Consider the following 22869-nt stretch of genomic DNA (forward strand, 5'->3'; position numbering starts at 1 on the left):
CAAACAAGGAGGTTGCTGTGGGAGTCGTACCACTGAGGGAAATTCTGGATCGAGCATTCAGAGAGCGGTATGGCGTACCGGCCATCAACATTTTCAACGATCTGACGTTGGAAGCTGTGCTGGCTGGTGCGGTCAGGGCGAACTCGCCCGTCATCGTCCAGACGTCGGTCAAGACCGTTCGTAGCATCGGTCCCAAGGCTTTGGCCAGCATGTGGCGCTCTATGACGGATGGCATCACTATTCCGGTCACACTGCACCTGGATCATTGCCCCGACCGTGAAGTTCTCTCGACCTGTCTCCGTGAGGGCTGGAATTCCGTGCTGTTCGATGCATCGGAACTGCCCGTTGCTGAGAACCAACGCCAGACGATCGAGGTCGTTAAGGAGGCTCGGTCATTCGGCGCAGACGTTGAAGGCGAAATCGAGGCGATTACGGGAGTCGAAGACGGACACGGCTCCGATACCGAGGCTGCCCGCGAATCACTCGAAACTTCGTTGCGCTTCATCGAAGCTACCGGAGTCGACGTGTTTGCCCCATCCATCGGTAATGCCCATGGCAGTTACAAAAGCGCCCCGGTCCTAGACGTCCAGCGCGTAACCGACATCGTGGAGCGTCGCCCGATCCCCATCGCGCTGCACGGCGGCAGTGGGCTGACCACGGAGCAGTTCCAGGACTTAATCTCCCGGGGTGCCGCCAAGGTCAACATCTCTACCGCCATGAAAGAGGCATACATGAAGGCCAACCTTTCATTCCTTCGAGAGACAGAAAAAGCCAATAAGTGGGACCCGCCGTCGCTGTTTACGTCGGTAAGCCGCGACCTCACCGACCTCGTAGAAGGCCTCGCCCAGCAGTTCGGCAGTGCAGGAAAGGCCTGGTGACAGCGGTGCCCACGCTTATTTTCGACTGCGATGGCGTTCTCGCCGACACCGAGCAAGATGGCCACCTCAGAGCCTTCAACGAGACATTCGCGTTCTATGATCTACCAGCGCGTTGGAGCGTCGTCGATTACGCCGAAAAGGTCCGCATCGGCGGAGGCAAGGAACGACTGAAGAGTCTTCTCACCCCCGAGTTCGTTGTGGATGCCGGCTTGCCCCGCGACATCGCCGGTCAGACGGAAATTGTCGCGGCCTGGCACCGCAAGAAGACCGAGATCTACACGAGCCTCGTCGCGGACGGAGTGATGCCGCCCCGCCCCGGCATCGCGCGGATTGTGCATGCGGCGAGCACGGCCGGCTGGAATCTAGCCTGCGCCTCAACCTCTGCAGAAGCTTCCGTTCGCGCCGTGCTCTCGCATGCTGTTGGGGCTGATCTCGCTGCACAGTTTTCGGTCTTCGCCGGGGATGTCGTGCCAGCCAAGAAGCCTGCCCCTGATATCTACCTGCTTGCCATTAATGAGCTTGGAGTTGATGCCGACGATGTGATCGTCATAGAAGACAGTAACAACGGTCTGAGGGCCGCCGTTGGCGCGGGTCTACGCACCGTCGTCACGGTGAGCACTTTTACCGTAGATGAAGACTTCTCCGATGCATCGCTCGTCGTATCCTCGCTCGGTGATCCGTCACCTGGCGAAACGACTCGAGTACTCAATGATCCATTGCGGATAGGGCCCGGAGCCCTTGTCTCGCTCATTGATCTCAGCCGAATCCTCGCTGCACCTCGTTTCAAGCATGAAACGCACGTTCACTACAACAGGAAGGTCGCGTCATGACGCGCCTAGTTAACAATCCCGCGGACTTTCCGGCTGAACTTGTCGAGGGATTCATTGAGTCGAATTCGCGCTACGTGCGCAAAGTCTTTGGGGGCGTCGTTCGCGGCACGGAATCACGACCGGGAAAGGTGGCCGTCATCTCCGGCGGTGGCACTGGACACTACCCGGGGTTCCTGGGGTGGGTTGGCACCGGTCTGCTCGATGGTGCCGTCACTGGCAACATCTTCTCCTCCCCCTCCGCCTCTCAGGCTTGCAGCGTGGCCAGGGCCGCCGATCAAGGTGGCGGCGTAATAATCGCCTTCCTTAACTACGCGGGCGATGTTTTGCACTTCGGTCAGGCAGCAGAGCGGCTGCGAGCCGATGGTCTCGAGGTGCGAACCTGCGTCATTACCGACGACGTCGCATCCGCCACTACAGAGAACCATGCCAAACGCCGCGGCATCGCGGGCGGACTGGCCGTACTGAAAGTCACTGCTGCTGCCGCTGAAGCTGGGCTCGATATCGACGAGGTCGTGCGGGTTTTCAATAACGTTAACGACCGCACACGTACTTTCGGCGCTGCCTTTTCCGGCTGCACCCTCCCCGGCGCTGACCACCCTCTGTTCGAAGTGCCCGAGGGTAAAATCGGTGTCGGCCTCGGTGTACACGGCGAAGCTGGCATCTACGAAACTGATCTCGGCACTGCCGACGACGTGGCTAAACTCCTCGTGGATAAGCTTCTCGAAGACGTCCCCGCGAACCCAGGAAAGCGCGTTATCGCCGTTCTCAATGGTCTTGGGTCGGCCAAGTATGAAGAGCTGTTCGTCACCTACCACTCAGTGAATGTTCGACTAAAAGCTGCTGGGCTCGACGTTGTCGACGGTGAAGTCGGAGAGTTCATGACGTCGCTCGACATGGGTGGGGTATCACTTTCGCTGATCTGGCTCGACGATGAGATCGAAAAGTATTGGTTTGCGCCGTGCGACACGCCAGCAGTGCAGCGTTCCCCCATGACGGCGAATCAGCTGCCCGCTGACCGCATTTTCAACACAGCAGCGGAGCCGCTGAAAGTACACACGCGGGGAGGAAACCAATCCTGCACGGCCGCCGCTTTCATCTCCGTAGGCCTTAGTCGGGTGAGAGATCTCATCGCCGAAAATGCCGAGATGCTCGGTGACTTGGATGCAATCGCGGGCGATGGCGATCACGGCATAGGTATGACTCGGGGATCCCACGCCGCCGCCGAGGCTGTTCAGTGGCTGGTATCAGAGGGTGCCGGCGCTCAGACTGCTCTTGTAGGCGCTGGTGATCGTTGGTCTGAACAAGCCGGTGGTGCATCAGGTGCTTTGTGGGGCGCCGCACTTACCGCCGCCGGTAACGCACTGGGCGATGATGCGCTGCCGGACGCTGCAGCCCAATCCCGCGCGATCCGGGCATTCGTCGCCTCGATCATTCAGCTTGGAGGCGCATCCATCGGTGACAAAACGATGGTTGATGCCCAAGTTCCGTTTGCCGATGCCTTCGAGTTGGCAGTTGCGAACGGCGCGTCCGCATCCGATGCGTGGAAGGTAGCAGCCAAAACGTCTAAGGACGCAGCGGACGCCACAGCAGCGCTCGTGCCACTCATTGGACGAGCAAGGGTACTGGCAGAGCGATCGGTCGGCTCTGCTGACCCGGGTGCAATCTCATTCTCGATGATCGTCTCGGAAATTGCTGAATTGCACGCAGCATCTGTGGCCCGGAAATAACCCGCTACTTCTGATACAAATACGAAACATGACTAGGAGCTAATGATGGCAATCCCAGGTATTCGCGGCATGGAACACATCGGTTTTACGGTCCCCGACATCAACGAGGCGTGTGATTTCTTCGAGAAGATTCTTGGAGCTCAGACGCTCTTTGTTGCAGCAACGGATTTCCGGAACGACGACACTGACTGGATGGCCGAGCACCTTCGGGTCAACCCGCGCGCCGTCATCAAAGAGTTTCGGTATCTGCGTCTAGGGAATGGCAGCAACCTTGAGGTCTTCGAGTACGAGTCCCCCGACGAGAACCCGATCCAGCCGAAGAATAGCGACATTGGTGGACACCACTTGGCCTTCTACGTTGACGACATCTCCGCGGCTATTAATTACCTCAAAGAGAACGACGTCACGGTCTTGGGTGAGCCGACCGTCTATGATTCCGGTCCCAACCTAGGGCTCACGTGGTGCTATTTCATGGCTCCGTGGGGAATGCAGCTGGAGATCGTTTCGTCGCCCGACGGCACCGCCTACGACGATCAGGCCAAAGCATCTGGCGGAGCCCGCTTGTTCCACCCCGCACTGGTCGCCGAGACCGCGTACTAGGACCAACGAAAACACTGGTCGAGCCATGCCGGCGCTCGACCGATACTGATAGCTGGCGATGTTAGACATGAAGCAGCGTTTTTGACACCTAAATCCCCGTCGACCCTCCGGGTGCTGCCCGAGGGGGTCAGGCTGGAAGTTTGAGCGAGTCGACGAAGTCGGCTGCGTGCTGGCTGGTCAGAATGACGCGGGCGAATTCTTCGTCGACCAAGTCGATCACCACGGCCGGGCGGTGGCGCTTGATCGAGACGAAGTCCTTGCCACCGTGAAACTTCCAGGTTCCGGCCGCCAGAACCAGCGGAATCATCGATCCGGGCGAGCGGATGCCGCGCAGCCAGATCCACGGATCCGCGGTGATGATCACCGAGCGGATGTTCTCTCGTTGCACCACGATCGAGTCGCGCCGCAGCGCGAGCGTTCTTTCCGCGCGCGTCAGGTGGATCTCGAGCCGGTCGGAATGCACGCTCAGGGAAGCCATTGTTCTAGTCTGCCCGTTCCGGCCCGAAAACCCGTTGTCTTTAACTCACAAAGCAATAACGTCCCAGCGCAGGAACTCCACAACTGAATCGTCATACTCCCGGCCGGGCCGCGATCGTGACGCTCAATTAGGACTGTGGCTGGGCAGCCGCTGCAGCTTTGGCTGCGGCGGGCAGTGCCTCGAAGATGCGCCCGATCGCGCTCTCATCGTGTGCATCGGAAACGAACCAGGCCTCGAATACGCTCGGCGGCAGCGAGACGCCGCCATCGAGCATTGCGTGAAAGAACGGGGCGTAGCGAAAAGCCTCCTGACGCTGCACGTCGGCATAGGTGCGCGGAGCTGAACCCTGCGCCTCCTCGCCGAACACGAAGCTGAACAGGTTGCCGGCCCGCTGCACCCGGTGAGCGACGCCCTCGGCGGCCAGCGAGGCAGAAACAGCCTCAGAGAGGATAATGGCGGTTGCGTTGAGCCGGTCGTAGACGCTCTCCTCGAGCAGGTTGAGAGTCGCGATGCCGGCCGCAACGGCTACTGGGTTGCCCGACAATGTTCCGGCCTGGTAGACCGGGCCGGTCGGCGCTAGAAAGTCCATCACGTCAGCCCGACCACCGAGGGCGGCAACGGGAAGGCCACCGCCGATGATCTTGCCGAAGGTGAGCAGGTCAGGCGTGTAAAACTCTTCACCGGCCGACTCGAGACTGCTGGTCTCGAGGCCCCAGAAGCCCGAGCGGCTCACCCGAAAACCGGTGAGCACCTCGTCGAGGATGAGCAGGGCGCCGTTCGAGTGCGCGATCGCCGACAGGGCCGCGTTGAAGCCGGCATCCGGTGCTACGACGCCCATGTTGGCGGCGGCAGCCTCGGTGATGACGGCGGCGATGCGGCCGGGGTGCGCCTCGAAGGCGGCGCGCACGGCATCGAGGTCGTTGTAGGGCAGCACGAGGGTCTGCGCGGCGGTCGCGGCCGTGACGCCGGCCGAACCGGGCAGGGCGAGGGTTGCGAGACCGGAACCGGCCTGCGCGAGCAGCCCATCGGAGTGACCGTGGTAGTGCCCGGCGAACTTGATCAGCAGGTCCCGACCTGTGAAGCCGCGGGCCAGTCGAATGGCGGTCATAGTCGCCTCGGTGCCGGTCGACACCAAGCGCAGCTTTTCGACCGCGCCGACCCGCTCGGCGACGAGCTCAGCCAGTTCTGTCTCGGCGGGCGTCGACGCGCCAAAGGATAAACCGAGAGCTGCGGCATCCTGAACGGCCTTGATGACTTCGGGGTGGGCGTGGCCCAGAATCGCCGGTCCCCAGGAGTTGACGAGGTCGACATATTCGCGGCCGTCGGAGTCGGTGACGTAAGCACCAGCGGCCTTCACCAGAAACAGCGGGGTGCCGCCGACAGAGCCGAAGGCTCGCACCGGTGAGTTAACCCCACCGGGGATGACTTGCCGAGCGCGATCGAACAGCTCATCGTTATGGCTGGCTTGGTGTTGCATGGGGTTCGACATCGTGTCGGTCATGCTCGCTCCTCCTTGAGCCAAGTGGCCAATTCAACGGCCCAATAGGTAAGTACAGCGTCGGCGCCGGCCCGACGGATGCTCAGCACCGACTCCTCAACGGCTCGGCGCCGGTCAATCCAGCCCTGTGCAGCTGCAGCTTCGATCATGGCGTACTCGCCGGAAACTTGATATGCCCAAACCGGAATATCACTCATAGCGGCGACCTCGGCTAGGACGTCGAGGTAGCTGCCGGCCGGTTTGACCATGACGATGTCGGCGCCCTCGTCAATGTCGATCTGCGCTTCGCGCACGCCCTCGCGGCGGTTCGCGGGGTCGAGCTGGTAGGTACGGCGATCGCCGACCAGGGTGGAGGCGACGGCCTCGCGGAACGGGCCGTAGTAGGCGGAGGCGTACTTGGCCGAGTAGGCCAGCACCGCGGTGTCTTCGAAACCGTTGGCGTCGAGGGTTTCGCGCACGGCGGCGACCTGGCCGTCCATCATGCCGGAGAGGCCGAGCAGCGCTGAGCCAGCCGTCGCCTGGGCCAGCGCCATATCGCGGTAGCGCTCAAGGGTCGCGTCGTTGTCGACGTGGCCATCGACGGCGAGTACGCCGCAGTGGCCGTGGTCGGTGAATTCATCCAGGCACAGGTCGGTTTGCACCACGAGCGCGTCGCCGATCTCGTCGACCAGGGCGCGGGTGGCCAGGTTAAGGATGCCGCCCGGATCGGTCGCGCCGGTTCCGGTCGCGTCGCGCACTTCGGGTACCCCAAACAGCATCACGCCACCGATGCCTGCTGCGGCTGCCTGTACCACAGCGCGACGGGCACTGTCGATGCTGTGCTGCACCACGCCCGGCATTGAGCTGATTGGTCGCGCCTCATCGCCTTCGTGCACGAACATGGGGAGCACGAGCTCCGCCGGATGGACACGAATCTCACTGGCCAGACGACGAAGCGCGGGGCTGGTGCGCAGACGTCGTGGGCGTATAACGGGTTTGGTCACCCGTTCAGCCTACGCTGCCAGGCTGTGCGTTTCGTTATCCGCTCGTTACCTCTACGCCCCAGAAGGCGGCACACGCCTGCGGCACGGCCTGCGCGGATGCCGCCACCCTGGTCACGCGGCCGGCGTGCTCCCAGCGAGCGCCGCATAGACGAGCGCCTCGATAAGCGACTCGGCGCTACGTTCCGAGGCGACAACGTCAACGCGCAAGCCCAGAGCCCGGGAATCCTTGGCGGTCTGCGGACCGATGCAGGCCACGAGAGTGCGCTCGGGAATGTCCCCGAACTGGTCGCGCACCTGGCGTGCCACGCTGCCGCTCGTCACGAGCACGGCGTGCACGAGGCCGGCCTTAACGTCGGCGACGACCTGATCGCTGACCGGAACACCGATGGTGCGGTAAGCCACGACCGATTCCACATCGTGCCCGACACGACGCAGTCCCTCACTGAGCAGTGGCTTGGCGATCTCGCTGCGCAGGGTCAGCACGCGCAGGGGAATGACGCCCGCGGTGGCCGTCTCCCACTCCTCGAGCAGGCCGCGCGCCGAGTTGTCCTCCGACGGAACGATGTCCACGTGGTAGCCGGCCGCGATGAGTGCGGCCGCGGTGGTCTCACCGACGGCAGCGATACGGGTTCCGGGCGCGACAACGGCGCGGTGCGACGACAGAACGTCCACGGTGGTCGCGCTGGTGATCGTCATCCAGTCGAAGTCGCCGGCGGCGAGGCGGGTCAGCGCCGCGTCGAGGGCTGGGGCGTCGTCGGTCGCGGCGAAGTTGATCATGGGAGCGACGATGGGATGCGCACCCTTGGCGCGCAGGTTTGCTGCGACCTGGTCGCCCCAGGGGCCGCCTCGCGGAACGAGAACTCGCCAGCCCGCGAGGGGCTTGGTCAGTCGATTAGTCACGTGGTCACTCAGTCACTTTCAGGGGAGCGAACTCGGCCGCGCCACCGGCCAGAAGATCTATGGACACACGTTCGGCCACGTCGAGCGCGGCGTCAGTGAGATGGAGGGCAGAGTGGGAATCCGGCGTCGCCGCGTGCGAGCTGGTGATCTTGCGGGAACCATCCGGGCTATACACGGTTGCGGTGAGAAAGAGCAGTCCATCGTCAACCACGGCCGTGGCGCCGATCGGCGCGGCGCAACCGGCCTCCAGGCGGGCCAGCACGGTACGTTCGGCGGTGGTTGTCGCCTGAGTAGAGCCGTGGTTCATCGTCGCGAGTGCCACGCCGAGCAGGCGCTCCGGCTTGCCGTCACGAACCTCGATCGCGAGCGCACCCTGGCCGGGAGCGGTCGGCCAGGCCGACAGCTCGAGAAACTCCGGCGCGAGGAATTCCAGACGGCCGAGTCGGCCGAGTCCGGCCGCAGCCAGCACGACGGCATCGAGGTCGCCCTCGCCGACGCGCCCAATGCGGGTGTCGATGTTGCCGCGAATGTCGACGACGGTCAGGTCGGGGCGACGTTCCAGCAACTGGGCGACGCGGCGGGGCGAGCCGGTGCCGACCCGGGCACCCTCGGGCAGGGTGTCCAGAGTGAAGCCGGCGCGTGCGACCAGCACGTCGCGGGCATCCGCTCTCTTGGGGGTTGCGCCGATACGCAAGCCAGGGTGAGGCTCGGTAGGCAGGTCCTTGAAGGAGTGCACGATGACATCGCACTCGTCATTCAAGAGGGCTTCGCGCAGGGCGCTCGCGAAGACACCGGTACCACCGAGGCTCGAGAGCGGCGCGGTCGAGGTGTCACCGTGTGTGGTGACACGCACGATTTCAACCTCTACACCGGCCGATGCCGCGATGCGGTTCACGATGGTCTGGGTCTGCGCCAAGGCGAGGGCACTCGCACGCGTTCCCACGCGGATCACGGTCACGGCGCCATTCCCGCGACGGCCGGCTTGAAGCCGAGCCGCACGTTTTCGCAGCAGCCGGGGCGGCACACGTCGTACCAGGGGCCGAGGTCGGTTTCGGCCGGACGGTCTTCGCTCGGGGTGTCGTTCAGGCGTTCCTCGATCAGATCGACGAGGCCGCTGACAAAGTCGGGCGAGACTCCGGGGGTCGGCACCCGCACGGCGTGGATGCCGAACTTCGCACTCGTCTCCATGGCCTCGTTGTCGAGATCCCACATGACCTCCATGTGGTCGCTCACAAATCCGAGCGGCACAATAATGACAGCACGGATACCTTGTCGCGGCAACAGGGCGATCGCATCGTTGATGTCGGGCTCAAGCCACGGCATGCTGGGCGGGCCGCTGCGGGACTGATAGACGAGCTGCCATTGCGTCTTGAGCGGGGTGGCCGCGTCTCCAGGTTCCACGAGGGCATCCATAACGACCTGGGCGACGGCGCGGTGCTGCGCCTCGTAGGCGCCACCCTCGCCGAAGCCGCGCTCGGCAGGGCCGCTCTTGTTCGCGTCCGTCATCGGGATCGAGTGGGTCGAAAACAGAATCTCGACCTCGGTGTCGACGTCGATACCGGGCATGGCTGCGACGACATCCTTGAGTCCCTGGGTGACACCGGTGATGAACGGGGTGACGAAGCCGGGGTGGTCGAAAAACTGGCGGATCTTGTCGATGTGGACCGTGTCGTTCAGGCCCTTGTCAGTCAGCGCTGCAGCGAAGTCTTCACGGTACTGGCGGCATCCGCTGTAGGAACTGTAGGCACTCGTCGCGATCGCGAGCAGGCGATTTTGGCCGACTTCGTGGGCGTCGGAGATTGTGTCGCGCAGATATGGTGCCCAGTTGCGGTTGCCCCAAATGACGGGCAGGTTGATGCCGCGACGGTCGAGTTCGACCTGCAGGGCCGCCTTGAGCACCCGGTTCTGGTCGTTGATCGGGCTCACGCCACCGAAGTGGCGGTAGTGGGTGGCGACCTCTTCGAGGCGAGCCTCCGGGATGCCGCGACCACCGGTGACGTTACGCAGGAACGGAATCACGTCGTCCTGGCCCTCTGGGCCGCCGAAACCGGCCAGCAAAACGGCGTCGTACTGGGCCATTACTGCAGAACCTCTACGAGCTCGGCGGTCGAGATGCGGCGTCCGGTGTAGAACGGGATCTCTTCGCGCACATGGCGACGCGCCTCAGTGTCGCGCAGGCCACGCATGAGGTCGACGAGCTCGGTGAGCTCGTCGCTCTCGATCGGCAGCAGCCACTCATAGTCGCCCAGGGCGAAGGCGGAAACGGTGTTCGCGATCGCACCGCGATAGGCGGCGCCCTTGCGTCCGTGATCGGCGAGCATGCGGCTGCGGTCTTCGTCGGGTAGTAGGTACCACTCGAAGCTGCGCACGAAGGGGTAGACGGTCATCCAGGCCTTGGGCTCGAGTCCGCGCAGGAATCCGGGCACGTGGCTCTTGTTGAACTCGGCGTCGCGGTGCACGCCCATGGCGTTCCAGGTCGGTAAGAGGCTCTTGAGCAGGCGACTGCGGCGCAGCTCACGGTTTGCCCACTGCAGGGTCTCTGCCTCGGGCGCGTGGGTCCAGATCATGACGTCGGCATCGGCCTTGAGGCCGGAGACATCATAGAAGCCGCGCACGGTGACGCCCTCGGCTTCGATCAAGGCCACCACGTCGTCGAGCTCGTTCACGGCGTGCGGAACATCGCGGCCGTCGAGGTCGTCGGGATTGTGCGGGTCCCTTCGCAGCACGGTGAAGAGGGTGAATCCTTGCGGCGAAGCCGCGGGTAACTCGGAATCGGTGGGGGTGGTGGGCTGAACGCTGGTTACTGCCTCTCCGGCAGCCGGGTGAGTCATGGGTCTAGTTTGCTCTGTATTGCCCCCGCTACCAAAATGAGCCGTGCGGTTGCTGTGAACCGATCCTGGTGGTTACCGGTTTTTGGCCACCGCGGAGGCACCGAACCAGACGATGACACCGACGACGGTCGCCGCGCCGAACGCAATGCCCACGAGGGCGCCCGGGCTGTCTTCGCCGAGCTGGCGCAAGGCGTGGGTCAGGCGGCGGCGCTTGATGCGCAGTTGCTTGGGAATATTGAGCTTGTACTCGATCGCATCGAGCGTCGAGGCGAGCTCGGCGCGAGCGTGCCGGGCTTCGGCGCGCAGGTCATTTGTGGTCATATTCGCCAACTCCCTTGAATGCATCGACGTCGTGACGGATGCTCGCGTGCACGCCCTCCGGGTCGGGTTTCGTTGCCGCCTTCACCCGGTTGACGCCGATGAGCACGAGGACTGCGGCAATGAGCAGGAGCACGACCAGCACGATGAGCGTGGCAAGCCAGAGCGGCAGCACGAGGGCCAGCAAGATCACGAAGAGGGCGACGAGCACCCCGAGCGCGAAGAACAGAAAAGCCCCGGCCACGATGAAGAGGCCGGCACCGATGCCGAAGTTCTTGGCTTTGGCCGTGAACTCGGCCTTGAAGGCATCGAGTTCGGCTTTCACGAGGGCGCTGATCTGGCCGGGCAGTTCCCCGATCAGCGCGAGCAACGGACGTTTGCTCTTCGGGTTGAATCCACTGCTAGTCACGAATTGCCTTCCCTGTCTTCGGGTGTCGCCGGGTTGTCGCGCCTGGCGGTGTAACGAGTGTCGGAATGCTACGAGCTACTGGGCGTCGTCAGCCGCAGGCTTGGCCTTGGGCGTCGGCTTCTCGGTCAGCGTCGGCTTCTCGCTCAGCGTTGGCTTAGCGGCGGCCGCGCGGCTCGTCGTGGTGCTGGCCTTGCCGGCGGGGGTGAGAGCATCTGCTTTTGCTGACGTTGTCGAGGTCTGGGCAGCCGCCTTCTTCTTGGCGACAGCCTGCGTGACGGCCTTCTTTCCGGCGTTATACACCGCAACGGGAACGTCGCCGACGAGTTCGAGGGCGGCGTCGCGCACCTCGGTCACCCGGCGTTGCACGGGTTTGGCGTTCCAGAGGTCATTGGCGGCGGCGGCGATCTGGTCGTAACGTTTGCGGCCGGCGCGTGCACCGAGCACATAACCAACGAGTCCGCCCGTGATGAACAGAAGCTTTCCGCGCATTGAGTCTCCACTTTCGTAAGGTCTTCCCAGAGTAACCCGGTTCGCCGTTTCGGTCTCGGTGGTGTTCGGCAAGTCTGCACCGGTCGTGTCAATACAGGAAGTGCACAGTTTGGGGTACCTGCGCGCCGACCATTCGGGGGCACTGTGCGTATCTGCGGAGACACCGGTATCCGCGCTGCTCAACGGAAGAATCTTGGCAGTTCGGTACCGGGACTACGCGTCCGGCGCAGCGATGGTCAAGCCGAGCGCAGCGTGCCGAATACGGTCGCCGGCGGCGAGAGCGTGCGGAATGACCGAGGCGAGGCCGGTACCGGCCAACCAAGCGCCGGTGATCTCGAGCGCCGGGGTCGCCATGACGGCCTCGCGCACCTGCTGCGCACGCTCTGGCGCGCCGAGCATGGCCGGTGACAGGGCGTCACGCCACTCGGTGCGGGCGAATGCGCGCACCGAGGCCGTTGCCAGCGGCACACCGAGCAGGGCGCTCGCGTCGTGCAGGGCGAGGGCCTGCAACTCCTCATCGCTCAGATCGTCGGTCGGGTTGGGCTGGCCGGCGCGGCCGTAGGACAGCCGCACGACGTGGCGGCCGGGGCCGGCCGCTTCGGCGACCCAGGCCCACTTCGCCGTGACGTGGGTGAGCGCTTTCGCGGTGACGTCGGGGGCATCGGCCGAGACGAGCACACCGGTGCCGCGTGGGTGAGCGTCGAGGGCTGGCGCGTCGAGCACGAGCGTGGTCAGGGTGACGGCGGTCGGTGCTGGCCAGTCGAGCTCGGCGAGGGCGTCGAACTGGTCACCGAGCGGGTTGACCAGGCGCAGTGCCTGCGCGCCCTGGGTCGCAACGATGAGGTAACGGGCGGTGAGGATGCCGGTGGTTAGCTCGGCGGCGGGCTCGGTGCCGTCGGTGTGTGTGCGTGCGATCGGTCGAGCAAGCGACGCGGCGGAGCCGGTCGGCGCACCTGCGTCAGTGGGCGCGGCGCCGTCGGTCGGGACCACCTGCGGGTCGGTGGGGACGGCATCCGCTTGCCGGGTGACTGTGACAGACCAGGTCGGCGTGTCGTCGGTGCCCGAGCGGACCAGTGCTGTGGCCGTGGTTCCGGTCAGAATTGCCACGTCGTGGCGTTGCAGGGCGGCCACGATCGCGGCGGGCAGGCTGGCCATTCCGCCGAGCAGTCCGCCGACGTTGGACCCGGCCGGGGCGCCAGTGCGCAGGGCCGAAACCGCGCCAGAGAGCGAGCCGGCCGTGGTGAGGGCACGGTTGAGTCCTGGGACGACCACATCGATTTCGAGGTCGACAGCGCTCGTCGTGTAGACGCCGGACGCGACGGGTTCCACCAGCCGGTCGAGCACGCGCTGGCCCATGCGTTTCTTCACGAGGTCGCCGAGGCTGTGCTCGCGGCCGATCGTGAGCACGGGCATGAGCCGGTCGGCGTAAGCGCGCAGCGACCCCTTCCAGCCGATGACCCGGCGTACATCGTCGGCGAGCGGTGAACCGGGGATTCCGAGAACGCCGGCTTTGGGCAGCGGAACGCTCACCGCGGCATCCGCTTGCTTGAGGGCCGGCAAGTGCANGGAACGCTCACCGCGGCATCCGCTTGCTTGAGGGCCGGCAAGTGCAGCCATGCCCCCGCGACGTTGGGCGCCACGACCTGGTCGGTGAGCCCGAGATCCTCGATGAACGACGCGACCGTGCCTCCGCGCACAGCGAAGCTCTCGGCACCGCTGTCGAGGGTGAGCCCGTCGAGAACATGGCCGACGACCGGGCCGCCGACTGCATCCGTTGTTTCGATAATGGTCACGGCCAGGCCTACTTGGGCGCATTCGCGGGCGGCGACCAGGCCGGCCACTCCCCCGCCGATGACGAGAACGTCGATTGGTCTGGTCATTTCAGAGTTCCTTCTTGTTCAGCGCCCGGCGACTCCCTCCAAAATTACAGGACGAATACTACGTTGCCCGCAAATGGTGGGACCGGGTTACTCGGCCGCGCTCACGTCGTGCACGAGGCTGACCAGGCGGGTGAGCACGTCGGGGTCGGTGTCGGGCGGAACGCCGTGACCGAGGTTGAGCACGTGCGAGGGCGCGCTGCGTCCACGTTCGAGTACGTCGCGCACGTGGGCTTCGAGCACGGGCCATGGCGCCGCCAGCAGGGCCGGGTCGACGTTTCCCTGCACCGGAACGGCTCCGCCGAGTCGGCGGTTGGCCTCATCGAGCGGCACCCGGTAGTCGACGCCTACGACGTCGGCGCCGATGTTGTGCATTTCCTTCAGCAGTTCGCCGGTGCCCACACCGAAATGCACGATCGGTACATTGCCTTGGACGTTGTTCACGCTGTAAGTCAGGTCGCGCACGTGCGCGATCGCCGCCGCCGAAGCTGGCGCAACGGATGCCGCATAGTCGGCCAGCGAAAGCGCGCCGGCCCACGAGTCAAACAGTTGCGCAGCGCTGGCGCCGGCGAGCACCTGGGCGCGCAGGAACCGACCGGTAACGTCGGCGGTCCACGCCATAAGCCGCGCCCATGCTTTGGGCTCGGCGTGCATGAGCGTGCGGGCGTGGATGTGGTCCTTCGACGGACCACCCTCGACCAGGTATGCGGCCAGGGTGAACGGCGCGCCGGCGAAGCCGATCAGCGGGGTCGATCCGAGTTGGGACACCGCGCGGGACACTGCGTCGCGAATCGGCGCGAGGGCCTCGTCGAGAATGGCGGGGTCCAGAGCGGTGAGTTCGTCGACATCCGCTGACGTGCGCACCGCCTTGCCGAGCACCGGACCCTTGCCGGCCACGATCGCCACGTCAACACCGACGAGTTTGAGCGGAACGACAATGTCGCTGAAGAAGATTCCGGCATCGACGTTGTGGCGCCGCACCGGCTGCAGCGAGATTTCGCTCGCGAGTTCGGGGTCGAGGCACACGTCGAGCATGCGCGTGCCGACACGCAGTTCACGGTATTCGGGCAATGATCGCCCGGCCTGACGCATGAACCACACCGGCGTCACGTCGGGCCGAACGCCTTGATAGGCCTGAATTAGGCGGGAGTCGGCGGTGAGGCCGGAGGAGAGTGGATGCTGCGCGTCGAGGATCATCCCGCCCATTCTCTCAAACATCCCTGACGATGTGTGCCGGGAGCGTACAGCAATAAGTCGTAGAATCGGCTAGTGCTCATTCTTCTGTCGGCCAGTCACAAAAACTCCACCTTCGATGTGCTGGAGAAATTGTCTGTCGGCGGCGGCGCTTCGGCCATGCGCATGGTCGAGCAGTACAGTCCGCTCAGCGGTGCGGTCGTCGTCGCCACCTGCAACCGTTTCGAGGCCTACCTCGATCTCGATGAGCCCTATGGCGTGTCACCGCTGCCCGCCGTGTACGCCGCGATCGAGGCCGTCAGCGCCAGCACTGGCGTCACCGAAGACACCCTGCGCGACAATCTCACCCTCGTGCACGGCAATGGCGTTGCCGAGCACCTGTTCGCCGTAACGAGCGGCCTCGAATCCGTCGTTGTCGGCGAGGTCGAGATCGCCGGCCAGGTGCGCCGCGCGCTGGAGCAGGCTCGCGCCGACGGCACCACGAGTCCGGAACTGGAGCGTCTGTTTCAGCGGGCTTCCCAAACATCGCGCGGAGTCAAGAACCGCACCGGCATCGGCTCGGCCGGGCGTTCGATCGTGCGTCTCGCCCTCGAACTAGCCGAAAGCCGGGTCAGCGACTGGTCCAGCGCTCGAGTATTGCTAGTCGGAACCGGCCGCTACGCCGGCGCCTCCCTCGCCGCGCTGCGTGACCGCGGCGCCGAGAACGTGCGCGTCTACTCGCCGTCCGGTCGCGCCGTCGGGTTCGCCACCTCCCATGACATCGACGCCGTTGCCACGGCCGATTTCGCCGCGGAAGTCGCCCGTGCCGACGTCGTCGTCACCTGCACACTGCGCGACGATCACGTCATCGATGCGGCCCTGATCACCCGCGGCCGCGCCGAGATCGGCGTGGATCCGTTCGCGATTGCCGGCGCCACCGCCGATGCCCCGGCCCGTCTCTGCCCGGCCGATACCGGCCCCGAAGCGCCGCCACAGCTCATCATCGATCTCGGCCTGCCCCGCAACGTGGCGCCGGACGTGACCCTGGTGCCCGGCGTCGAGCTGCTCGACCTCGAGACCATCAGCATCCATGCGCCGCTCGAAGAGCTGAACGCCACGACCGAGGCCCGCGAAATCGTTGGCAAGGCCGCCCGCAAGTTCTCGGATGTGGCCGAGGAACAGAGCCTTACCCCGGCTGTCGTCGCCCTGCGCAGCTATGTGTTCGAGCTGCGCGACGCCGAAATCGCCCGGGCCCGCAACCGCGGCGACTCGAGCGAGGCGACCGAGTCGGCCCTGCGCCACCTGGCCGGCGTACTACTGCACACCCCCATGGTGCGCGCCCGCGAGCTCGCCCGGGCCGGCGAACAAAAGGCCTACCTCACCGGGCTCGATGCCCTGTTCAGCATCGACGTTACGCTGCCCGCCGCCGGCGCAGCGGACGCCGGCGGCACCGAGGAGCTCGCCTCCTAGCTCACCCTGACGACCGGTCACCGGCGCTTCCTGTGGCTAATTCAGGAAATCGGCCCGGTACAGGCTGATCAACCCCGGAGTCAGGGCACTCGACCGCACACGGTGACCCGCATTGCCTGAATTAGCCACACAGCGCGGGCCGGACTGGGTCATATCGGGCTGGCGACCTCGATCAGGGTGACTCCGGCGGGCGCCCCGGGCGATGACATTGCAGCGAGGGCCTCCGGCGCTTCAGCGAGGCTGATTCGGCGGTTGATCAAGTCCCCCGGGCGCAATCGTCCGTTCAATACGAGTTCAAGCAGCGCCGGATAGTCCCGGGCGGGCATGCCGTGGCTGCCCAGCACAGTCAGTTCGCGCGCGATCACCGTGCCGAGCGGCAGGCGCGGATCGTCGGCAAGCAGGCCGATCTGCACGTGCCGTCCGCGCGTAGCCAAAGAACGGATGCCGATGGCGACCGTATTCTCCCGGCCGAGCGCCTCGAGGCTCACGTCTGCACCCCCTGATACGAGCGCCCGAATGCGCGCGACCACCTCGTCGTTGGGCAGCCCGGCCGAGTTGACCACGTAAGCGGCTCCCACCCGGCTCGCCGCTCCGAGCGCGTCGGAATTGATGTCGACGGCGATGACGATCGCGCCGAGCGCCTGCCCGATCATGACCGCACTCAGGCCGACTCCGCCGCAGCCGACGACCACGAGAGTTTCACCCGCCTGCAGCCCCGCCTGGTGCACAAGTCCGCGGTATGAGGTAGGTGGCGAACCGGCAGCCGAGAAGCGCGGCAGCGCCGGCGTCGAGGGCATCGGGGATGGCGATGAGATTCACGTCGGCGTTGTGCAGCGCGACCCGCTCGGCGTAGGAACCCCAGTGGGTGAATCCGGGCTGGGTCTGGTTGCGACAGACCTGCCCGTTGCCGGCGTCGCACTCCGGGCACTCGCCGCAGGCGCAGACGAATGGCACGGTTACGCGCTGACCAATGCGAAATCGGCGCACGAGCGGCCCGACCGCATCGATCACGCCGACCAGTTCGTGGCCGAGCCAGCCGTGCCAGTCACTGCGGCAGAGTCCGGTCGCCTCGACCCGCACGATCACGCCGGCTGCACTGAGCAGCGGCTCTGGTACCTCTCGCAGCACCGGAAGCACACCGAATTCTTCGAAATAGACCGCTTTCATGGTTTACAGTCTGCCCGACGGATGCTGGCGGCCAGACTCGGCCGCCAGCATCCGTTCTCAAAGCGGACTAGGCGCCGCGCAGCCGCACGGTCAGGTAGGCCTCAAGCTCAGCGAGGGGCACGCGCTCCTGTGCCATCGTGTCGCGATCACGTACGGTGACGGCCTGATCGTCGAGGGAATCGAAGTCGACCGTGATGCAGAACGGTGTGCCGATCTCGTCTTGGCGGCGGTAACGGCGGCCGATCGCTCCGGCGTCGTCGAAGTCGACGTTCCAGAGCTGGCGCAGGCTCGACGCGAGCTCACGCGCCATCGGCGACAGGCGCTCGTTGCGCGACAGCGGCAGGATCGCGGCTTTGACCGGTGCCAGGCGCGGATCAAGCTTGAGCACGGTGCGCTTGTCGACACCGCCCTTGGCGTTCGGAACCTCTTCCTCAACATAGGCGTCGACCAGAAAAGCCATGAGCGAGCGAGTGAGGCCAGCGGCGGGCTCGATCACCCACGGCGTCCAGCGCTCGTTCTTCGTTTGGTCGAAGTAGGACAGATCTTTACCGGATGCCTTAGCGTGTGTCGACAGGTCGAAGTCGCCACGGTTTGCCACGCCCTCGAGCTCGCCGAACTCGGTGCCGGTGAATCCGAAGCGATATTCAATGTCGACTGTGCGCTTGGAGTAGTGCGAGAGCTTCTCGGCCGGGTGCTCGAACAGGCGCAGGTTCTCGGGGTTGATACCGAGGTCGGTGTACCACTTCATCCGGGTGTCGATCCAGTACTGGTGCCAGGTCTCGTCTGTGCCGGGCTCGACGAAGAATTCCATCTCCATCTGCTCGAACTCGCGGGTGCGAAAGATGAAGTTTCCCGGAGTGATCTCGTTGCGAAAGCTCTTACCGATCTGGCCGATGCCGAACGGCGGCTTGGAACGCGACGCCTGCAGCACGTTGGCGAAGTTCACGAAGATGCCCTGCGCGGTTTCGGGGCGCAGGTAGTGCATGCCGGCCTCGTCATCGACCGGGCCGAGGTAGGTCTTGAGCAGACCGGAGAAGGCACGTGGCTCGGTCCAGATGTGACGGTTGCCGCAGTTGGGGCAGGCAATGTCATCGAGACCGTTCTCGGGCGGGCGGCCCTTCTTCTCTTCATACTGCTCTTCGAGGTGGTCAGCGCGAAAACGCTTGTGGCAGCTCGTGCACTCGATCAGCGGGTCGCTGAAAACCTCAACGTGACCGGATGCTTCCCAGACCTGGCGAGGCAAAATAACGCTCGAGTCGAGGCCGACGACATCGTCGCGGCTCGTGACCATCGAACGCCACCACTGCTTCTTGATGTTCTCTTTGAGCTCGACACCGAGGGGTCCGTAGTCCCAGGCGGAGCGGGAACCGCCGTAGATCTCGCCGGCCTGAAAAACGAAGCCACGGTGGCGGGCGAGGGCGATGACGGAATCAAGATGAGTGGGTGCGGCCACGGTGGCTCCAATGGTCGAAGGCGCAGAATGCGGGCGAGTGCCCGGATGTCCATTTTACGCGCTCACGTCGCCCGTCGTTCCCGCACCGCCTCTGGGCGGGGCTCCGGCCGCAGTGACGTAAGAGTGCAGATTGACAGTATCTGTCTTGGCTCAACGAGGAGAAATGGGCGCCACGTCCAGCACGACTGAATCACCGACCGCTCTGAAACGGATTCCGCACGACCTCGCGGTCGCCCTGAATCCGGAAGAACTTGAAGCCCACAATCGCCAGTGGACGCCGCTGAAGAACGCGATCTGATCGGTCATTTCTCTGCTCGGCGGCCTCAGCTGGGTCATGCTCGCCGTCGTGCGCGGTGAGACCGTGAACGCGATCTGGTTCGTGTTCGCCGCGATCTGCACCTATCTCATCGGCTACCGCTTCTATTCGAAGTTCATCGAGAAGCACATCGTTCGCCCCGACGACCGCCACGTTCTGTTCGGTCACCACTTCGCCGCCATCGCCGGCTCTGGCCCCCTGGTCGGCCCCGTGTTGGCCGCCCAGCTGGGTTATCTGCCGGGTACGATCTGGACCATTGTCGGCGTCGTGCTTGCCGGCGCCGTACAGGACTACCTCGTACTGCACTTTTCCATGCGGCGCGGCGGCCGTTCCCTCGGACAGATGGCCCGCGACGAACTCGGCGTGATCGGCGGCACCGCTGCCCTCATCGCGACCCTCGTGATTATGGTCATCATCGTTGCCATTCTCGCGCTCGTTGTCACCAATGCCCTCGCCGAGAGCCCGTGGGGCGTCTTCTCGGTCGGAATGACCATCCCCATTGCGCTGTTCATGGGTTGCTACCTGCGCTTCTTCCGCCCGGGCAAGATCACTGAGATCTCCATCATCGGCTTCGTGCTGCTGATCGCCGCCATCGTTGGCGGCGGCATGGTCAACGGCACCGAATGGGGCCAGACCTACCTGCTGCTCGACAAGGTTACTATCGCCTGGGGCATCATCATTTACGGCTTCATCGCCGCGATTCTGCCCGTGTGGCTGCTACTCGCACCGCGCGACTACCTGTCAACCTTCATGAAGATCGGTACGATCGGCATGCTCGCCGTGGCGATCGTCATCATTCGTCCGGAAATCAGCGTGCCGGCGGTCAGCGGCTTCGCCACCACCGGCACCGGACCCGTCGTGGCAGGAACGCTGTTTCCGTTTCTGTTCGTGACGATCGCCTGCGGCGCCCTCTCCGGTTTCCACGCACTCATCGCCTCTGGCACCACGCCCAAGCTCATTCAGAAGGAACGCCAGACTCGCTTCATCGGCTACGGTGGCATACTCATGGAGTCGCTCGTGGCCATCATGGCCCTCGTCGCGGCGCTGTCGATTGACCACGGCATCTACGCCCCGGCCGGATTCATCATGACTGCGCCAGAGAAGGTGCTGCAGGCAGAGTGGGATGCCCTTCCGGTCGAAAAGAAGATCAAGGTCAAGGGCCGCTGATGACCGTTCTGGCGGGCGTCCGCAAGGGCGCCCGCGGCGTGATCTGGTATCTCAAGGGCGTCCTCGGTGAGGACGCCTACGAGAAATATGTGGCGCATCACGCGGCCTGCTGCGAAACGGATGCTGCCGACTTTGACGGCGCGCAGCATCCGCTGATGACGGCGCGCGAATTCTGGCGGGATCAGACCGACCGGCAGGACCAGAACCCGCAGAGGCGCTGCTGCTAGCTTTGCTGCTTGATCGGATGCGGCCCACCCAGCCGCACGTCGGTCGGGTGGCCCGCGCTCGCCCGCCGCGCCGCTAGTCTGGGGCGATGACGAACGGGGGCAGGGTGCAGCGCCTGCGCGCGCTGCACCCCTGGCTCGGCCGGCTACCGCCGTGGGGGCTCGTGCTGCTGATCTGGGCCGGCTCGCGGCTGCTCACAACGACACTGCTAGCCACCCTGTTCGCCGTCGCGACTCGTTTGGACTGGCCCTTCGCGAGCTATCGGAGCGACCCGAATTTCTTCACCTTCTCGGGTTCCTGGGACAGCTCTTTTTACCGGCAGATTGCGCTGCACGGGTATCCCAGCGAGCTGCCAACGGATGCTGCCGGCCAGGTCGAGCCGAATGCCTGGGCCTTTCTGCCGATGTTTCCGTGGCTCGTGCGCGGCGTCTCGGCGGTGACCGCCCTCGATTTCTACGTCGCTGGCACGCTCGTGGCGATTGCGTTCGGGGTCGGAGCGGCGCTCATGCTGTACCGGCTGCTCGCCCCGCGGGTGGGGGAGCATTGCGCGCTGTGGGCAGTCGCCCTGTTCTGTTTCGGGCCGCTGTCGTTCATTTTGCAGGTAGCCTACGCCGAGAGTCTGTTTCTGTTCCTGGTCTTTGCGAGCCTGGGCCTGATGCTGTCGAAGCGCTATCTGCTGATGATTCCGCTTGCGGTGGTGGCCGCGTTTACTCGGCCAGGCGTGCTCGCCTTGTCGCTCGCCCTCGCGATCCTGCTGGTGCTGCGCTGGCGCGAGCGAGATCGCTTTGCCTGGCGCGAGCGCTGGTCGATCGTGGTCGCGGGGCTGGCTATCGCCGCGGCCGGGCTGGCCTGGCCGCTCGTGGCCGGCGCAGTCACCGGGGCGTCCGACGCGTACCTCGATACGGAGCTGTCCTGGTGGACCGGTTTCGTCGGCCGGGTCGAGTTCGTGCCGCTCACGCCGTGGTTTCTCATGGCCGGACAGTACCTCGGCGTGGCCGGCACTGTGCTGGTGCTCGTGCTCGTGGCCGGGTTTGGGTGGTGGTTGTCGCGGCGAGCGCTGCATCCGCTTCGACCGGAAATCGTCGCGTATTCGGCGAGCTACGGACTCTATTTGGTGGCCGTATTTCTGCCGCAGCAAAGCCTGTTTCGGCTGCTGCTGCCACTCGCGCCGCTGCTCGGCGACCCGGCGATCGCCAGGTCGAAGCCGCTGCGGCGTGGGCTGCTCGCTGTTTCTGTCGCGCTACAGCCGGTCGCGATTGTGCTGCTCTGGTTTGTGGGGTACCCCTGAGCTCGTTAGCGCTCGAGCGGCTCACCCAACAGCGCGAACAGCCAGACAACAATCGACAGGTTCACCATCGACCAGGTCATCATCCCGAGGAACAGCCGGGTCGATACCGTGGGGCGAAGTTCCGGTGCCCCACCCGGTTCGATGATTGGGTCATCGTGCGGAGAGTGGCGCATCTGGCTCCAGATCGCTGGAACAAGCACGAGCAGCGTGGAAACGATCACGATTGGCAGTGCGGGAACGGTGAAGAGCACCCTTGCGCCGCCCCACAGGCTGAGCGCAATGGAGGGACCGAAACCCAGGACGGCCGCGACCACGATCATCCAGATGCGCAGGCGCATCCGCACGAACACCTTGAGAAATGTCGGGAGGAGTACCGCGACGATGCCCACGGCAGCAACGACCACAAGTGTTGCCGGGTCGATCTTTACCGCCTTACCCTGCACGAGCGGCAGCGCCGAGAGCGTGAAGCCGAAAAGCCCCAACACCCCCAGACCGGCCCGAAGGCCTAGACCGTTCACCGCTTTTAGCGGAACGGTCGACAGGTTGAGCTCGGCGGCATAGCGCTTAGGGCTGCCGAAGCATTCCTCGGCGCTCGACCCTGCATCGGCGAGAAACTCCCGGGCGCTGGCCACGGCGTCGCCAATGTCGTTGCCGCGCACGGCGAGCAGCCGCAGTTCGATCGTGAATTCATCGAACCAGGTGGCATCGTTGGTGGCCGTCTGTTCAGAGCGGATGCCCCTTCGGCCACTTTCATGATCGCGTGGAGTGCTGGTCATCATGCTTGGGCCGAGC

At 64.8% G+C, this 22869-nt stretch carries 24 protein-coding genes and 1 pseudogene; 8 read left to right on the forward strand and 17 right to left on the reverse strand.

From position 1 onward, the window contains the following. The first annotated feature begins 17 nt into the window (after nucleotides 1-17). The 4 genes from CXY71_RS14755 to CXY71_RS14770 are packed head-to-tail and all read left to right on the forward strand — an operon-like array spanning nucleotide 18 to nucleotide 4035. Nucleotides 18-878, forward strand: a complete 861-nt coding sequence (locus CXY71_RS14755; RefSeq protein WP_104136857.1) for a class II fructose-bisphosphate aldolase — start codon at nucleotides 18-20, stop codon at nucleotides 876-878. Between the two features lie 5 nt (nucleotides 879-883). After that, nucleotides 884-1708 (forward strand): HAD-IA family hydrolase, encoded by an 825-nt coding sequence (locus tag CXY71_RS14760; RefSeq protein ID WP_104136963.1) that lies wholly within the window; start codon nucleotides 884-886, stop codon nucleotides 1706-1708. Continuing rightward, a complete protein-coding gene (locus tag CXY71_RS14765) occupies nucleotides 1705-3435 on the forward strand; it encodes a dihydroxyacetone kinase family protein (RefSeq protein WP_104136860.1) in 1731 nt (576 codons plus the stop codon). Before CXY71_RS14760 ends, CXY71_RS14765 begins: the two co-directional genes overlap by 4 nt. Nucleotides 3436-3477: 42 nt before the next feature. Beyond that, nucleotides 3478-4035 carry a VOC family protein gene (locus tag CXY71_RS14770; RefSeq protein WP_104136862.1) on the forward strand — a complete coding sequence of 186 codons (558 nt, stop codon included), beginning with the start codon at nucleotides 3478-3480 and terminating at the stop codon, nucleotides 4033-4035. 127 nt (nucleotides 4036-4162) lie between these two features. Here the strand turns inward: CXY71_RS14770 and CXY71_RS14775 are convergent, their stop codons facing one another. The 13 genes from CXY71_RS14775 to hemE all read right to left on the reverse strand — a co-directional run bounded on the left by CXY71_RS14775 (nucleotide 4163) and on the right by hemE (nucleotide 15015). Continuing rightward, complete coding sequence (locus tag CXY71_RS14775) at nucleotides 4163-4513, reverse strand: hypothetical protein (protein WP_104136865.1); 351 nt, start codon at nucleotides 4511-4513, stop codon at nucleotides 4163-4165. A 127-nt stretch (nucleotides 4514-4640) separates the two neighbouring features. After that, a complete protein-coding gene (gene hemL, locus CXY71_RS14780; protein ID WP_233204657.1) occupies nucleotides 4641-6014 on the reverse strand; it encodes a glutamate-1-semialdehyde 2,1-aminomutase in 1374 nt (457 codons plus the stop codon). Next, a complete protein-coding gene (hemB, locus tag CXY71_RS14785; RefSeq protein ID WP_104136867.1) occupies nucleotides 6011-6994 on the reverse strand; it encodes a porphobilinogen synthase in 984 nt (327 codons plus the stop codon). Before hemB ends, hemL begins: the two co-directional genes overlap by 4 nt. A 111-nt stretch (nucleotides 6995-7105) precedes the next feature. Then, entirely contained in the window at nucleotides 7106-7894 is a 789-nt protein-coding gene (locus CXY71_RS14790) for a uroporphyrinogen-III synthase (protein WP_104136870.1), read from the reverse strand. Nucleotides 7895-7898: 4 nt separating this feature from the next. After that, on the reverse strand, nucleotides 7899-8852 hold the full coding sequence (gene hemC / locus CXY71_RS14795) for a hydroxymethylbilane synthase (protein WP_104136874.1): 954 nt from the start codon (nucleotides 8850-8852) through the stop codon (nucleotides 7899-7901). Beyond that, entirely contained in the window at nucleotides 8849-9973 is a 1125-nt protein-coding gene (locus tag CXY71_RS14800) for a ferrochelatase (RefSeq protein WP_104136877.1), read from the reverse strand. The genes hemC and CXY71_RS14800 overlap by 4 nt, the downstream gene beginning before the upstream one ends. Next, nucleotides 9973-10725: a hydrogen peroxide-dependent heme synthase gene (hemQ, locus tag CXY71_RS14805; protein ID WP_104136880.1), complete on the reverse strand. Its 753-nt coding sequence runs from the start codon at nucleotides 10723-10725 to the stop codon at nucleotides 9973-9975. Before hemQ ends, CXY71_RS14800 begins: the two co-directional genes overlap by 1 nt. Nucleotides 10726-10797: 72 nt before the next feature. Then, a complete protein-coding gene (locus CXY71_RS14810; protein ID WP_104136883.1) occupies nucleotides 10798-11046 on the reverse strand; it encodes a DUF3618 domain-containing protein in 249 nt (82 codons plus the stop codon). Beyond that, on the reverse strand, nucleotides 11033-11452 hold the full coding sequence (locus tag CXY71_RS14815) for a phage holin family protein (RefSeq protein WP_104136886.1): 420 nt from the start codon (nucleotides 11450-11452) through the stop codon (nucleotides 11033-11035). Before CXY71_RS14815 ends, CXY71_RS14810 begins: the two co-directional genes overlap by 14 nt. A gap of 75 nt (nucleotides 11453-11527) precedes the next feature. Further along, nucleotides 11528-11941: a hypothetical protein gene (locus tag CXY71_RS14820; protein ID WP_104136888.1), complete on the reverse strand. Its 414-nt coding sequence runs from the start codon at nucleotides 11939-11941 to the stop codon at nucleotides 11528-11530. Nucleotides 11942-12154: 213 nt separating this feature from the next. Next, complete coding sequence (locus CXY71_RS14825; RefSeq protein WP_104136891.1) at nucleotides 12155-13501, reverse strand: NAD(P)/FAD-dependent oxidoreductase; 1347 nt, start codon at nucleotides 13499-13501, stop codon at nucleotides 12155-12157. Then, nucleotides 13468-13821, reverse strand: coding sequence for an NAD(P)-binding protein (locus CXY71_RS14830; RefSeq protein ID WP_104136894.1), 354 nt, complete (start codon nucleotides 13819-13821; stop codon nucleotides 13468-13470). The genes CXY71_RS14825 and CXY71_RS14830 overlap by 34 nt, the downstream gene beginning before the upstream one ends. Before the next feature lie 87 nt (nucleotides 13822-13908). Next, nucleotides 13909-15015 (reverse strand): uroporphyrinogen decarboxylase, encoded by a 1107-nt coding sequence (gene hemE / locus CXY71_RS14835; RefSeq protein ID WP_104136897.1) that lies wholly within the window; start codon nucleotides 15013-15015, stop codon nucleotides 13909-13911. Nucleotides 15016-15087: 72 nt separating this feature from the next. On the opposite strand from hemE, the gene CXY71_RS14840 reads away from it, so the two are divergent. Continuing rightward, nucleotides 15088-16461: a glutamyl-tRNA reductase gene (locus tag CXY71_RS14840; RefSeq protein ID WP_104136900.1), complete on the forward strand. Its 1374-nt coding sequence runs from the start codon at nucleotides 15088-15090 to the stop codon at nucleotides 16459-16461. Between the two features lie 149 nt (nucleotides 16462-16610). Here CXY71_RS14840 and CXY71_RS22700 read toward each other — a convergent pair whose 3' ends face one another. The 3 genes from CXY71_RS22700 to CXY71_RS14850 all read right to left on the reverse strand — a co-directional run bounded on the left by CXY71_RS22700 (nucleotide 16611) and on the right by CXY71_RS14850 (nucleotide 19081). Next, nucleotides 16611-17189 (reverse strand): zinc-binding dehydrogenase, encoded by a 579-nt coding sequence (locus tag CXY71_RS22700; RefSeq protein WP_368665889.1) that lies wholly within the window; start codon nucleotides 17187-17189, stop codon nucleotides 16611-16613. Further along, nucleotides 17161-17628 carry an alcohol dehydrogenase catalytic domain-containing protein gene (locus CXY71_RS22705; protein WP_368665890.1) on the reverse strand — a complete coding sequence of 156 codons (468 nt, stop codon included), beginning with the start codon at nucleotides 17626-17628 and terminating at the stop codon, nucleotides 17161-17163. The genes CXY71_RS22700 and CXY71_RS22705 overlap by 29 nt, the downstream gene beginning before the upstream one ends. A gap of 67 nt (nucleotides 17629-17695) precedes the next feature. Next, on the reverse strand, nucleotides 17696-19081 hold the full coding sequence (locus CXY71_RS14850; RefSeq protein ID WP_104136902.1) for a glycine--tRNA ligase: 1386 nt from the start codon (nucleotides 19079-19081) through the stop codon (nucleotides 17696-17698). Nucleotides 19082-19283: 202 nt separating this feature from the next. On the opposite strand from CXY71_RS14850, the pseudogene CXY71_RS14855 reads away from it, so the two are divergent. From CXY71_RS14855 to CXY71_RS14865, 3 genes and pseudogenes are all read left to right on the forward strand, one after another. Then, nucleotides 19284-20564, forward strand: a pseudogene (locus CXY71_RS14855) (carbon starvation CstA family protein). After that, nucleotides 20564-20791: a YbdD/YjiX family protein gene (locus tag CXY71_RS14860; protein WP_104136905.1), complete on the forward strand. Its 228-nt coding sequence runs from the start codon at nucleotides 20564-20566 to the stop codon at nucleotides 20789-20791. Before CXY71_RS14855 ends, CXY71_RS14860 begins: the two are co-directional and overlap by 1 nt. Before the next feature lie 86 nt (nucleotides 20792-20877). Further along, nucleotides 20878-22077 carry a hypothetical protein gene (locus CXY71_RS14865; protein WP_104136907.1) on the forward strand — a complete coding sequence of 400 codons (1200 nt, stop codon included), beginning with the start codon at nucleotides 20878-20880 and terminating at the stop codon, nucleotides 22075-22077. Between the two features lie 5 nt (nucleotides 22078-22082). Here the strand turns inward: CXY71_RS14865 and CXY71_RS14870 are convergent, their stop codons facing one another. Next, nucleotides 22083-22856: a hypothetical protein gene (locus tag CXY71_RS14870; RefSeq protein WP_146072844.1), complete on the reverse strand. Its 774-nt coding sequence runs from the start codon at nucleotides 22854-22856 to the stop codon at nucleotides 22083-22085. Nucleotides 22857-22869: the final 13 nt, after the last annotated feature.

It is taken from the genome of Cryobacterium sp. Y62 (assembly GCF_002929785.1).
Classification (GTDB): domain Bacteria; phylum Actinomycetota; class Actinomycetes; order Actinomycetales; family Microbacteriaceae; genus Cryobacterium.